At 52.3% G+C, this 12,710-nt stretch carries 13 protein-coding genes; 3 read left to right on the plus strand and 10 right to left on the minus strand.

What is annotated here, in order from left to right:
- Positions 1-49 precede the first annotated feature (49 nt).
- Complete coding sequence (locus AC0YOA_RS14035) at positions 50-1,366, minus strand: beta-propeller fold lactonase family protein (RefSeq protein WP_475787105.1); 1,317 nt, start codon at positions 1,364-1,366, stop codon at positions 50-52.
- A 183-nt stretch (positions 1,367-1,549) separates the two neighbouring features.
- Entirely contained in the window at positions 1,550-2,530 is a 981-nt protein-coding gene (locus AC0YOA_RS14040; RefSeq protein ID WP_475787106.1) for a LysR family transcriptional regulator, read from the minus strand.
- Positions 2,531-2,662: 132 nt separating this feature from the next.
- Here AC0YOA_RS14040 and AC0YOA_RS14045 point away from each other — a divergent pair, with 132 nt between their 5' ends.
- Positions 2,663-4,246: a DHA2 family efflux MFS transporter permease subunit gene (locus AC0YOA_RS14045; RefSeq protein ID WP_475787107.1), complete on the plus strand. Its 1,584-nt coding sequence runs from the start codon at positions 2,663-2,665 to the stop codon at positions 4,244-4,246.
- A gap of 180 nt (positions 4,247-4,426) precedes the next feature.
- A complete protein-coding gene (locus tag AC0YOA_RS14050) occupies positions 4,427-4,648 on the plus strand; it encodes a helix-hairpin-helix domain-containing protein (protein WP_475787108.1) in 222 nt (73 codons plus the stop codon).
- Between the two features lie 224 nt (positions 4,649-4,872).
- Here the strand turns inward: AC0YOA_RS14050 and alr are convergent, their stop codons facing one another.
- From alr to AC0YOA_RS14065, 3 genes are read right to left on the minus strand one after another with little or no spacing between them, the layout of a single operon-like run.
- Positions 4,873-6,006: an alanine racemase gene (gene alr / locus AC0YOA_RS14055; RefSeq protein WP_475787109.1), complete on the minus strand. Its 1,134-nt coding sequence runs from the start codon at positions 6,004-6,006 to the stop codon at positions 4,873-4,875.
- Between the two features lie 21 nt (positions 6,007-6,027).
- Positions 6,028-7,431: a UDP-N-acetylmuramoyl-tripeptide--D-alanyl-D-alanine ligase gene (locus AC0YOA_RS14060; RefSeq protein WP_475787110.1), complete on the minus strand. Its 1,404-nt coding sequence runs from the start codon at positions 7,429-7,431 to the stop codon at positions 6,028-6,030.
- Between the two features lie 7 nt (positions 7,432-7,438).
- Complete coding sequence (locus AC0YOA_RS14065) at positions 7,439-8,518, minus strand: D-alanine--D-alanine ligase family protein (protein WP_475787111.1); 1,080 nt, start codon at positions 8,516-8,518, stop codon at positions 7,439-7,441.
- A gap of 217 nt (positions 8,519-8,735) precedes the next feature.
- Between AC0YOA_RS14065 and AC0YOA_RS14070 the strand changes: the two genes are divergently transcribed.
- Positions 8,736-9,284 (plus strand): NADPH-dependent FMN reductase, encoded by a 549-nt coding sequence (locus tag AC0YOA_RS14070; RefSeq protein WP_475787112.1) that lies wholly within the window; start codon positions 8,736-8,738, stop codon positions 9,282-9,284.
- A 6-nt stretch (positions 9,285-9,290) separates the two neighbouring features.
- Here AC0YOA_RS14070 and AC0YOA_RS14075 read toward each other — a convergent pair whose 3' ends face one another.
- The 5 genes from AC0YOA_RS14075 to pucL form a co-directional block, all read right to left on the minus strand.
- Positions 9,291-9,947 (minus strand): FusB/FusC family EF-G-binding protein, encoded by a 657-nt coding sequence (locus AC0YOA_RS14075; RefSeq protein WP_475770520.1) that lies wholly within the window; start codon positions 9,945-9,947, stop codon positions 9,291-9,293.
- A 264-nt stretch (positions 9,948-10,211) separates the two neighbouring features.
- Positions 10,212-10,673, minus strand: coding sequence for a nuclear transport factor 2 family protein (locus AC0YOA_RS14080; protein WP_475787113.1), 462 nt, complete (start codon positions 10,671-10,673; stop codon positions 10,212-10,214).
- A gap of 268 nt (positions 10,674-10,941) precedes the next feature.
- Entirely contained in the window at positions 10,942-11,151 is a 210-nt protein-coding gene (locus AC0YOA_RS14085; RefSeq protein ID WP_475787114.1) for a hypothetical protein, read from the minus strand.
- A gap of 152 nt (positions 11,152-11,303) precedes the next feature.
- Positions 11,304-11,666: a hydroxyisourate hydrolase gene (gene uraH, locus AC0YOA_RS14090; RefSeq protein ID WP_475787115.1), complete on the minus strand. Its 363-nt coding sequence runs from the start codon at positions 11,664-11,666 to the stop codon at positions 11,304-11,306.
- Positions 11,663-12,691 carry a factor-independent urate hydroxylase gene (pucL, locus tag AC0YOA_RS14095; RefSeq protein ID WP_475787116.1) on the minus strand — a complete coding sequence of 343 codons (1,029 nt, stop codon included), beginning with the start codon at positions 12,689-12,691 and terminating at the stop codon, positions 11,663-11,665. The genes uraH and pucL overlap by 4 nt, the downstream gene beginning before the upstream one ends.
- Between the last annotated feature and the right edge of the window lie 19 nt (positions 12,692-12,710).

Below are 12,710 nucleotides of genomic sequence, written 5' to 3' on the forward strand. Positions count from 1 at the left end.
CAACATAGTACGGCATATAGACCTTCAATCCGGGATTGAAGGTCTTTTTCTATATGAGCATGATAGGCGTGACGGCAATTCCGGAAGGGAAGCTGCCCGTAGGCAGAACGGAGACCGGCATATGATTCTGCGTGTCGATAACGGCGACATATCCGAAGGTCAGGACGGTTGCGTAAACTTTGGACCCGTCGCTGGTCACGGCCAAATCGCTCAGTTGGCTTCCTTCGGGCAGATCGATCATGGTGAGCATTTCGTTGCGTGACAGATTAATCGCCATAATTTCGTCGCTCCCCCGGTTCGCCACATAGGCAAGCGATCCGTCAGGCGTGATGACGATGCTTTGGGGATCACTGCCGGGAATTAAAGCGATCGTCTTCACAATCGTTCCGGTCTGGCTGCGAATGACATAAATGCGCTCATAATAAATATCCGTCACATAGATGAATGTGCTGCAGGGGGTAATCGCAAGAGCCGAGGGCTGGCTTCCTTCCGGCAGCTGGAGCATGGAAATCGTGCGTTTTGAAGTATCCAGGACAACGACGGCTCCTGCGCTGATGAGACAGCAGTAAGCGTGTTTTCCGTCCGGCGCGACCGCAATATAGGATGGGTCGCAGCCCTCCGGCAGTGGGATCAGCTTGAGTATCGCAAGCGAATTTGTATCGATGATGGCAATGTAATCCGCCACGAGAGTTGAGACATACGCGATTTTCCCGTCTGGAGCAATGGCTGCCCCCAGCGGCACGGCATTGGCGGGGAAATGAATCTCGGCGCGTATGGACTGGGTGAAGGAATCGATCACTTTCACTGTCTTGTCTCCCGGACAGGTCACGTAGACGTTCGAGCCATCAGGGGTGATGGCCACCTGTCTTGGACTGCTGCCGGCGTTCAGCGGCAAGGTCGCAATCCTCGTATCGGTAGAGGTATCGATAACAGTGAGACTGTGCTGGGTGTGATTGGCCACATAGGCCAAGCCTTTCTCGTCCCGGTTCGCGCTCCGGACTGCGGGCATTGGATGGATATGAAGCATATTTCCGTCCGCATCCAGCTCAGCCGCCGTGGCTGCAACATCGCGTCCGCCAGGACCCCCGGCGACGATACGAATGCCGAAGCTCTGAAGATTCTGCACTGTATGGCTGATGGCAAATGCGGATTCCTCCTGCTGCGCCGGCGCAAGTGCAACAAGCCGAATCGTGCGCACCTGCTCGCTCCCGAATTCCCCCTCATCCCGGACAGATCCGGAATGGAATCTGTAGTATTGAATGCCAACCACAGCATGATGCCTTCCCCTGTTAACAGCTCTGATGGCGATCGTTATCGAATTGGGATGATTGCGGTTCAACAGCATTCCTGTATCCAATATCGGCATTCAATCCGCCCTCTCCATGCTTTCATTCTCTATGCTATGAAAGGATAGAAGAATGCGCGAGGGGTATCTCACTATATCACGAAGATAGATTTATTCCTTAAATCAATTTGTGCTTTCCCGGCATGTAATCCGCTACATTAATCCTTCGCGCATGCAGAAACATCTTCCGACTGCCCTGGAAAATCACCGGGGACGTTCATGCATGACAGTCTGCTTATGCGGCAGTCCGACCAGGTGATTAGCCTTGATCAGAGGCACTGGAGCTGCAGCGGGAGCCTGTGTCCATTTGGTTTTCACCGTATCGTTCAGCATGCGGATAAAGCTGCGCCCTGCGTTGCCGATGAATTTGTCCTTGCGGTAAATCAGGCAAATTTCCTCCTGCGGCCTGGGACCGGAGAGCGGTATCAGCTTAATGTCGCTCAGGCCGAGGATTTCCATGGGCACGCGGGATACAATCGAAGCCCCCACACCGCTGCGGATCAGCTTGATCAGGGAAGAGGAATTGGACGTCTCGATATGCGGCATCAGCTGGAATCCCAGCTTACGGCAGTGCTCGTTCACAAGCTGCCGGCACTGGTGATCGCTCGTGAGCATGACCGTCTTCATATTCTTGATGTCCTCAAAGCCAAGGATGTCATGAACGGCATAAGGATGATCAGCCGCGACTGCGAGAATCATTTCATCCTCATACAGCGGCACGGCCATCAAGCGCTCGTCAGGAGCCGGGCGCATGGCTATACCCAGATCGGCTTCCGATTGCAGCACCTGATCGACCACCCGCGTGGAACCAAGAATCGCAAGCGATACCTCAGGATAGGCGCTGTGGTAATCGGCTACCATCTGACCGAGCAGCAGATCTACCGCCCCCGGAATGACACCGACCCTCAGCCTGCCTCGTTCCTGGGTGCGCATTTCAGAAAAATAATCCTTCACATACTCGATACGCTGAAAAATTTCCTCGCACTGCTCGTACAGCACCTGCCCTGCTTCCGTGATCGCAATCCGCTTGCCAAGCCGGTCAAATAAAGGGAGCTCCATCTCTTCTTCCAGCACCTTGATCTGCTGGCTTAACGTAGGCTGGGAGATGCCAATAGACTCCGCTGCTTTGGAGAAATGCAGCTCCTTGCAAAGCGCCCGGAAATATTCCAGCTGTCTCAGTTCCACTTGATCTCTCCTCATTCCCTGATTATAGTCTGTTGCTATTATAATAATAGATATTATCGTATTGATCAATAATAATTCGATCCCTATACTTGTGAATATTCAATTAACACATGGGATCGGGGGAACTTGCCAATGAAAACAGTATCAGAAACAAAGTCAGGCAGCGGGTTTATGCTTCTTATCATCTGTTTGGGCGTATTTATGGTTTATCTGGACAGCACGATCGTCAATACGGCCCTGCCGTCGATTCAGCAATCGTTCGGACTTGGCGTGTCCGGGCTGCAGTGGCTCCTGGACATTTATGTACTGGCCTTTGCCTGTATGTTAATGACAGCGGGGACGCTCGGAGATTTGTTCGGCCGAAAAAAACTGTTTATCGCAAGCCTTGCCGGCTTTACTCTCTCTTCAGTGGTATGCGCGCTTGCTCCTAATGTCGGGACACTGCTTGCCGGGCGCGTGCTGCAGGGTCTATTCGGTTCAGCAGTCATACCCATGTCCCTCGCGCTTATTACGGTTCTCTATCCGCTGCCGGCTGCCAGAGCCAGAGCCGTCGGATTATGGGCCGGCATCGGCGGGCTCGCGCTGGCGGGAGGACCCATTATTGGCGGGCTGCTGATTGACAGCATCGGCTGGGAAAGTATTTTCTGGATTAACGTTCCGATTGGTACCCTGGCTGTGATCATTCTTGCAATGAAGCTGAAGGTTCAGGAAGTGACAGTCAACAAACGGATTGATTTCATCGGTCAGGTTTTGTTCATCCTCGGAATTGCCGCGCTCACCTTCGCGCTGATTCAAGGCAGCTCCGAAGGCTGGGGCTCCCTCCTCATTATCGGCAGCTTTGCCGTCTCTGTTCTATGTCTTGTCCTGTTCTATCTGTGGGAGCACTCCTGCAGCGATCCCATGCTTCCGCCTGATTTCTTCAGGAACCGAATCTTCATCATGGCATGCCTCGTCAATTTATTGAGCTTCTTCGGAATGTTCGGGGTGATGTTTCTGATGACCCTCTTCTTTCAAACCATCAACCAGCTGACGCCTACCGAAACCGGAATCCGTTTTCTGGCGTTGACAGGCGCCATTATGATTGGCTCTTATGTCACGCCGCGGATCTATTCCCGGATCGGAACCAGGACCACCATTATAATTGGCGCCTTCATGACGGCCGGCGGATTGCTGGGCTTGTTGAATGTGGGACCGGGCAGCGGTTTTGCCGCTTACGGATGGCCGATGATGCTTATCGGTCTGGGAGTATCCTTAGTCGGCGCTCCGGCTACGATGGTGCTGCTGTCCTCGGTACCGCCGGAGCGTGCAGGCGCCGCTTCAGGCGCGTCACAAACCTTTCGTCAGGTCGGATCGATATTCGGAATTGCCCTGTCCGGCTCTATACTGCTGCATCGGATGAAGACTGATGTTCCCGGGGCTTTTGCCGATGCTCCGCTTACCGACGACGCCAAAACAGCGGTTATTTCCACTCTCAGCGGAGGAGATTTTTCCATTATGGCCAAAAGCGGACCCGATGCCGGCCTTACTGCGATGGTACTCGAGCGCATCAGCCCGATATTCGCTCACGGCCTTCACCAGGCTATGCTTGTGGCCGCCGCAGGTGGTATTCTTGCTGCGATATGCACTTTCGCGCTTTATCGTCATAGCCGCGCCGATGAAGCAAAGGCCGGCGCAGGGAAACCGAATCCTTCCGGAGCAGTTAACGCGGAATCATAAATGTCATTTTGCGGAACAGTTGAGTTCTCCATTTGTGCTATCCGCCATTCAACATTAATCCCGATGTTCACTCGGATAGTCTGCTTCTAAAGCTCATTGGTAATATGCTACGATAGACAATAATGAATGTTCAACTAATAATGGGAAATTAATCTTCCCGTGGAAGAAGGGGATACCAGGATGGAGAAAGATATGAACAGCGAAGCTGGACTGGAAAGCAATCTTCCCGATGGTTTAGCCAAACCTGCACGACGGGCGCTCATTGCGGCTGGGTATTTGCGGCTTGAGCAGCTAAGCAAGCTCCGCGAGTCAGATCTGCTCATGCTGCACGGCATGGGGCCCAAGGCGCTGGGTCAGCTCCGCGGCGCTCTGGCTGCCAGGGGCGAAACATTCGCCGAGTGAGCAAACCGATTACCTGTCAGTGAAAAGCAGGTACTTCTGGTGACCTGCGTTTCTCTGACGGCATATAAATTTATACCATAAATTATTAATGTCATTAAATTATAGATTTGAACCGGCATCTTGCAATCTTCTGGCTAATAATCGCAGCAAAAAGAAAGCTCCCCTTAAAAAAGAAGCTTTCTAAACAACCAGCCATTGTCCGTCCCACTTGTTCCTGAATGATCCTAATCGATATAAATGCGGGTCACTCGGGATGTCAGCGCAGCTGATATCTCCTGCCCCGCACCTCCCAGATTGGCAGCTAACTCTTCACAGGTGATGCGCTCGCGGCCATTCTCGCCGATTAGCGTAACCTTCGTGCCTACCGCATATTCCCGGGGCAGACGAATCATTATCTGATCCATCCCGATCTTGCCGATTACCGGTACCCTATGTCCGTCAATGATCATTTGTGAATGCCGCAAGCTTTGCGACCAACCGTCGGCGTAACCGATCGGAACCGTTCCCACCCACTCGTCCCGGCTAGCCCGGTAAGCCTGATCATAACCCACATACCCGCCTTTCTTCAGCCGTTTCACCTGGATCAGGCTGCTGTACAGGCTTAATGCGGGATCCAGCTTCACAGCGCCCGCTGCTGTCCCGGGGCCAAAGCCATACATGGCAGCTCCGATCCGCACCATATCCATAGCCATCTCCGGAAAGCGCAGCGCCGCAGCGCTGTTTGCGCAGTGGAAGACATTCACATGGACCTGCGAGCTTGCGACCCAGGCTATCATCTCCCGAAAACGGTCAAATTGTGCCCTCAAGTAACCGGTATCGGCGCCGCCTGCAGTGGCGAAATGGGTAAACACCCCGTCCACGATGATGTCGGATGCGCGCAGCCAAGGGAGCATTTCCTCCCATTCCGGTTTCTCCCGGATTCCAAGCCGGCCAAGACCTGTGTCCATTTTGACATGAACCTTGAGCGAGAAAGGATAGAAGGTATGCATGCATACCCGCCGCATTTCCTTGAACCATGCTGCCGCCGTGACGGTCACCATAAGATCGTATTCAATCGCGATTGGAACCTCCTGCGGCTTGATCGGCGTCAGAATGAGAATCGGCAGCTCGATGCCCTGCTTCCTGAGCTTCAATGCTTCGCTCAAATAAGCAACTCCCAATGTATCGGCTCCGGACCTTACCGCTATTTCAGCCGTTTCCAAAGCGCCGTGACCGTACCCGTCCGCTTTCACGACAGCCATCAGCTTGGCGGATGCAGGCAGGCGCTTTTTGATTGTGCGCAGATTGTTCCCGATGGCCGACAAGTTTACTTCTGCCCACGTGTTACGGTATATTTCCGATGCGACAGTTGTTATCATGGCTTACCCCTCCCCCTGCCTTCAGCCAGCTTTCAGAACCTGATCCTTCAATAAACTTGAAACAACGTCCTCCAGCATCAGCGCCCTGGAAGCTTTAATCCAGATCAAGGCATCCTGCTTGAGGATGGTTTTAATATGACGGACCATCTCCTGCTTGTTCGTATAATGAAATACATGGCCAGCATTCATCCTCTTAAGGGCGCTGCGGGCAGTGTGTTCCGATAAGGGACCAAACGTGAATAAATAGTCCAGCTGCTCCGCGTCGGCCAGTGAGCCAAGCTCCTCATGCAGCGAAACTGCCTGCTCGCCCATATCCTGCATATCACCCAGGACGGCTATTTTTTGCCTGCTGCCCGGAAGGGTATATAACGTCTGCAGGGCTGCAGCTGCGCTTGCGGGATTGGATTTATACGTGTCGTTGATAATGGTGAAATGATCGGTGCGAACAACCTCATTGCGCATTCCTGTCAGCTTGGCCTCAGCCAGTCCCGCTTTCACCGTGCCCAGGTCCATGCCAAGATTGGATGCGACCGCAATCGCGGCAAGAGCATTCACCAGCTGGAAATGTCCTATTAACGGGATAGTTAATGACATTAACAAGTCCTGGGCAATTTTGAAGCTTGTTCCCTCCAAATTCATCTCATGGCAGACGGGGTGATAGTCATTGTGAGCTTCCATCCCGAAGGTCTTGAGATCAAAAGGCCATTCCTGTTCACCCAATCCCGTCCGAAGCATAGGATCATCGCCATTGTAATAAAGGGTTCCTTCCCGTTTCAAGCCATGAAGGATTTCCAGCTTCGCCTTCAGGATATTCTCTTTGCTGCCCAAATCGCCCAGATGAGCATCACCGATATTCGTAATAATCGCGATATCCGGAAGAGCCAGGGAGGACAGCAGTGCGATTTCGCCAAGTCCGGACATGCCCATCTCCACGACAGCCATCTCGGTATCCTCATCCAGCCCCAGCAGTGTAAGAGGCACACCCAGATGATTGTTCAAATTGCCGAACGTTTTCTGCGTTCTGAACGACTTTGAAAGACAGCCTGCAAGAATATCCTTCGTTGACGTTTTGCCGTTGCTGCCCGTTATCGCGATCACCTTCACCGGCAGCTGCATCCGGTATTCCCTGGCAAGCGCCTGAATCGCCGTAAGCGTATCAGTCACCAGCAGCACCGGAATCCCGCCAATCGGCGGATTGGGCTCAGACTTGTTCCAGAGCATTGCTGCCGCGCCAGCTTCAATCGCCTGCCGGGCAAATTCATGTCCATTGAAGCGCTCGCCCGCAATCGGTATGTAGAGATTACCCTGCTGCAGCGTGCGCGTGTCAATGGAGACTCCCCTAATTTCGACGGCCGCCTGCTCCTGCGGAATCTTGTTCATCGCCCGTACCATAACAGATAGTTGCTGAATCGTTTTTTGTATCATCTTCAAATCACTCCCTTGAATACTGAATCAATTGTTTCTCCGCATGGCGGTTGAAGGCATAATCGATCAGCTTCTCTATCAGCTCGGAATAGGTGGTTCCATCAGTCCGCTCCCACATAACCGGATACATGCTGAAGGCTGTAAATCCCGGAAGCGCATTAATTTCATTCACATACAGTCTTCCCGCATCCTCAATGAAGAAATCCACGCGCGCCAGTCCCGAGCAGTTCAACGCCTGATAGGCAAGCTCAGCCGCCTGCCGGAGCTGCCCGGCCAGAGCGTCCGGAATGTCAGCGGGAATGGACATCGTCAGACGGCCGTCAATATATTTGGCATCATAGTCGAAGAAGGCTTTATCCTGAAGGAACTCGCCGGGGACAGAAACCAGCGGGCGTTCATTACCCATCACGGCCACTTGAATTTCTCTTCCCCGCACCTCCTTCTCCACGACGATTTTACGGTCGTAACGGTAAGCATTCTCAATGGCATCTGTCAGCCGCTCCTTGTCCAGACATCTGGTGATGCCAATGCTGGAGCCCAAAGAGGCAGGCTTGATATAGCAGGGAAATCCGATTTCTTCCTCGACCCGGCTCAATATGCTTCCCTGGTCCTCTATCCACCTCATGTGCGGGAAAGTCAGGTAATCCGCCTGAGGAAGGCCCGCCGCAGCCAGCACCTCCTTGGTGACAGCCTTATCAAGCGTTAAAGCGGACGCGAGTACGCCGTTGCCGACATAGGGCACATTCAGCAGCTCCAGCAGTCCCTGGATCGTGCCATCCTCGCCGTTTGCGCCATGCAGCATGGGCAGCACGACTTTTTTGCCTTGCACCGCAAATAAACGGGTCAGAATGCTGCCAATCGATCCTGCCGGTTCTTCCTCGGCAGCTTCGAGAACCAAATCGCTGATTGCAAAATCTTTGCCGGTGAGCTTCCCTTGGCTGCACCAGCAGCCTTCCCGCGTTATATATATGGGGTACAGATCAAATTTGCTTTCATTTATCGCCTGCATAACGGTATAGGCTGTTTTCAATGAGATCTCATGTTCAACAGATTTTCCTCCGTAGAATACATACAGCAATGTTTTCATATAAAAAAAGCCTCCCGGTTGTCTATCGGTTATCTCGTACTAGCATAACCAAAGAAACTAAAGAGACTCCTAAAAAAAGCTTAAGAAATCATTAAGAAAATGGCACTGTTTATAACATCGGGCTTGGCCAATCAAGGATTCACGTCTATTATAGACGAGCCCGGGTTAGGGAAGGTATGATAATAAACACATCATATCGAGAAAGAAGGAATACGAGATGAGCCAACGATCCATGACCCTATTAGCGATATCCGGCAGCCTTCGCGCCCAATCCTCCAATACCAGATTGCTGCAGGCAGCAGCCGCATTAGCGCCTTCCGGAATGCATTTTACTTTCTACGAAGGGCTCGGCAGCCTGCCTCACTTCAATCCCGAGATCGATACCGACACCCCTCATCCTGCTGTGGCCGAACTGCGAGAGCGGTTGAAGCAGGCGGATGGCGTGATCATCTGTACCCCGGAATATGCAGCCGGAGTGCCGGGATCGCTGAAGAATGCCCTAGACTGGATCGTGTCCTCCGGAGAGTTTATGGACAAGCCGGTATCCGTTATCAGTGCTTCCCCCAACCCGCTTGGCGGAGACAAAGCCTATGCTTCCCTCCTGCTGACGCTGAATATGATGAGCGCCAAGGTAGTAGAGAATGCTTCGATGACCATTCCGATGATTACAATTAAGCTGAACGCAGCAGGCGAAATAACCGATGCCGCAACATCCGATTCGCTGCGCAATGTTCTTCAGGCGCTTGCTGAGGCAATCCCGGACTAAAGCGTGCTACTTCGCATTCACATCCAGGATAAAACGCTCCAAGCCGCTTGGATCCGTGATGCGGCTGTTGCATTCATGACTTTTGAAACACATATAATTGCCGATAGCCTTGTAATACTCGGGAGAGCCTGAGACTTTTTTTCGGGAAATCGCCGTAACCAGCGCCACTTCTCCAAAACCCTTGCATATGCAGCATAGATCCTTCCTGCTGTTCAGCGAGTATTTCCCTTCAACGCCGATCATTTCGCCTTGATGCTCATAAATCAAATACATCCGGCTCGTCCCGATATCGGGCCATCCGAAATAGGTATAGGAATAATCATGCTGAAGCGAAGGATCCGGCAGCCTGACCTTCTTGTTTTTGGGAAAAAGCTCCCGGACCAGCTTCTCCGTGACCTCCGGAAATGAGATGCGGTAAGCCGCCAGAGCGTCCAGATAATCTTGAAACTCCTGTTCCGTCCGGAGCTTGATGATGAACAGCAGCAGTTCCTTCTGAGTATCGGTCAGCTCCGGGAACGCGGCCAGTATTTTGGTTTCCACGCTATATTTGACCGCCTCAATGACAGAGGCATCAGAACTTGTACGGATTGTCCGGCCGAGATAGGCGGCCTCATTGTTAATGACATTAAATTGATGATTGCGTATAAAAGGCTTCTGCATCATGGTTCCCCTTCCTTGCACTTGCACGCCCTTTCTATTTTTACAAAAATTCAATGATTTATCAATCCCATCCATAAAGAAAAAGAACATAGGCCAGCTGCGCACACACAGCCTGGTCCATCTCCATTAAAATACTGCTTCCTTTCTCCTGTAAGGCTCTGCTGCTTTGCTGAGAATGAAAAAGACGTTACCCGGATGATTTCACCCGAAAACGTCTTCACTCGTTAAGATTAAAGAGTCTGCACTGTGCAGTTGTCATAGCAAAAACTAAAGACCAAGCTCGGAGAGGCCGGGATCGTTATCCGGGCGCCGCCCCAAAGGCCAGTGATATTTCCGCTCAGCGTAGCTGATAGGCATATCATTGATTGATGCGTAACGGCGCTTATTCAAGCCATTCGCATTAAACTCCCAGTTCTCATTCCCGTAAGACCGGAACCATTGGCCGCTATCGTCATGCCATTCATATGCGAAGCGTACTGCGATGCGGTTGCCGTTGAATGACCAAAGCTCCTTGATCAGCCGGTAGTCCAGCTCTTTATTCCACTTTCTCGTCAGAAAGGCTATGATCTCTGTTCGTCCCACAGGGAATTCGGCCCGGTTCCGCCAACGGCTGTCTTCAGTGTAGTCCAGTGCCACCAGCTGCGGATTACGCGTGTTCCAGTCATCTTCCGCCTTGCGGACTTTTGCAGTTGCCGTTTCCAAAGTAAAGGGCGGCATAATAATTTGCATACAGGTTCTCCTTGTCTGTTGTCATTCCGCTGTATCAATGCGTCAACATCACTCGAATTTGAAAAAAAATCGCTTTTTCACACTGGTCTTGTGTACCATTGTATGAAGCTGCGGATAATGTGACACCAATTGACGTGCTGCTTTCAGGCAAACTTATGCATTCTATAAGGTGACAAAAAGCCTGCTTGGCGCAAGCAGGCTTCTTCACTATTGATAGAAATCCCATAAGCAAAATTGGCTGACAGCAAGCTGTTCCATGCTCTTCCCATCAGCCCTGCGGCCCTTCAGCCAGAAGCTGACGTATTTCCTGCAATCTGGCAGCCATCGTCTTCAGCTCAATTGCCAAAAAATCCTCATTGGCCTGTTCAAATGCAAGCTGCAGCTGTCTCAGGCTTGCTTCAGCAGCCGGTAGCAGCCCGTAGGCTTGCTCGGTGTGCCCGTAGAAAGGGTGCACCTTCATATCTTGTTCATTGTTCATAATCTCCAATCCCTCCATCCGGTCAGCATTACTCTAACATCCGGATTAAAGGAATGTCCAGTCCTGATAAGGCCGGCAGTTGAAATTCTTACAGGTCAAGAAACCCCGTAACGACGTTGCAATTGCTCCAACAAGCCGGTTCCCCGAAACGGTTAACTGCCCCGGTATGTGCTGTATCCCCCGGGAGCGACCAGAAGCGGAACATGAATCGGCGAACCTGCCTCGTGTACCCGGAAGCGTACCGGAATCTGATCCAGAAACGTCTCGTTTTGCTCCCGCCCCGGTTCGCGGCTTGCAAAATAATCTCCAGCCTCAAACACCAGCTGGTATTCGCCAACCGCCAGGTCGCACGCGGCAAGCAGCGGGGCTTCCAGGCGGCCATCCGCATTTGTCTCCACAATCTTAATCAGCACAGGTTCGCTGCCCTCTTGAAGCGACCACAATTGGATACGCATACCCGATGCGGGCAATCCTCGTGAAATATCCAGCACATGCGTTGTCAACCCGCCGCTCATTCTTCAGTCCCCATTGCGCCGTCGGCAGGACGGCCTGCCGTTCCATCCTCTTCGCCGCCGGGCAGAGCCTTCCCCTCTCCCTCATCCGCCAAATCCTCCTGAGTCATGGAGAAGCCCTGAAATCCAAACGGCGGCCGGGCCTCAGTAAATACGCCGGCTTTGGATTGCGAACCCGGCTCAACCACCGTCTCCCAGGTGCGGTTGTTGGACTCGAATCTGATCTCAGCCAACTGCGGGAACCGCTTCAGCAGCCTTAGTCCGATCTGCACAATCAGATATTGGATCGATGGCGTCTTATATTCATGAAAAACGTGATGGGCAATATCGCTTGCCTGCGCAGCGGAAACATAGCGCCCTTCCCCGGCGTCGAGCGCATCGTCAATATGGGAATACCGCCAATGAATATTGAGAAACACAAATAAAGGCCGATCGTAGCTGTCCGGCAGCGTCGTATATTCATCCCGGATAAAACCAAAAAAGGAGCTCCCGCTCACTTTGATCAGCTGCAGATCGGACAAGCTGCTCCAGCCCTCCGTGATCTGAACGCCACGATTGGACCGGGCAAGCTCAAGCTTGGCGCCGGCATGTTCATTATGCGACCGCCTATACACCAGCCCGCTGTCTTCAAAACCCGCTTCGCCGTTTACCTGCAGCGGTTCGAAAGGAATCCGGTCCGCCGCAATCTCGATCATGGTGATGTGCGTGTATTTCTCCAGAAACCGGCGGCCCAGATAAGCGATAAATCCTTCGGTAGTCGCGCCTTCATAATCACCGGCATGGCAAAGGATGAAATTTTTCATCGAATCTGTCGCAACAACCCATGTATTATCTCCTTCGATAAAAGAACCGAGCAAAAGATCGCTGCTCACGGCAAATGTAATATGATGAGCGAAGATGACATTGGAATCGCCTCTATGGGCGGACTCGGGAATAGCGGAGACAGTCAGCGGTTTGGCATAGGTGCGGTATGCCATCACGTCGCCTTTTCCGTAATAAAGCGTGCGGCCACTGCTTGTTTTCATCATGCATGTCATCTCCTTTCCT

This window comes from Paenibacillus sp. JT22N12 (assembly GCF_056269365.1).

What these genes read in the sequence shown, in the direction of transcription:
- AC0YOA_RS14035 (WP_475787105.1), bottom strand. Translation starts at nt 1,366, where the DNA reads ATGCCGATATTGGATACAGGAATGCTGTTGAACCGCAATCATCCCAAT.
- AC0YOA_RS14045 (WP_475787107.1), top strand. Translation starts at nt 2,663, where the DNA reads ATGAAAACAGTATCAGAAACAAAGTCAGGCAGCGGGTTTATGCTTCTT.
- AC0YOA_RS14050 (WP_475787108.1), top strand. Translation starts at nt 4,427, where the DNA reads ATGGAGAAAGATATGAACAGCGAAGCTGGACTGGAAAGCAATCTTCCC.
- alr (WP_475787109.1), bottom strand. Translation starts at nt 6,006, where the DNA reads ATGATAACAACTGTCGCATCGGAAATATACCGTAACACGTGGGCAGAA.
- AC0YOA_RS14060 (WP_475787110.1), bottom strand. Translation starts at nt 7,431, where the DNA reads ATGATACAAAAAACGATTCAGCAACTATCTGTTATGGTACGGGCGATG.
- AC0YOA_RS14065 (WP_475787111.1), bottom strand. Translation starts at nt 8,518, where the DNA reads ATGAAAACATTGCTGTATGTATTCTACGGAGGAAAATCTGTTGAACAT.
- AC0YOA_RS14070 (WP_475787112.1), top strand. Translation starts at nt 8,736, where the DNA reads ATGAGCCAACGATCCATGACCCTATTAGCGATATCCGGCAGCCTTCGC.
- AC0YOA_RS14075 (WP_475770520.1), bottom strand. Translation starts at nt 9,947, where the DNA reads ATGATGCAGAAGCCTTTTATACGCAATCATCAATTTAATGTCATTAAC.
- AC0YOA_RS14080 (WP_475787113.1), bottom strand. Translation starts at nt 10,673, where the DNA reads ATGCAAATTATTATGCCGCCCTTTACTTTGGAAACGGCAACTGCAAAA.
- AC0YOA_RS14085 (WP_475787114.1), bottom strand. Translation starts at nt 11,151, where the DNA reads ATGAACAATGAACAAGATATGAAGGTGCACCCTTTCTACGGGCACACC.
- uraH (WP_475787115.1), bottom strand. Translation starts at nt 11,666, where the DNA reads ATGAGCGGCGGGTTGACAACGCATGTGCTGGATATTTCACGAGGATTG.
- pucL (WP_475787116.1), bottom strand. Translation starts at nt 12,691, where the DNA reads ATGATGAAAACAAGCAGTGGCCGCACGCTTTATTACGGAAAAGGCGAC.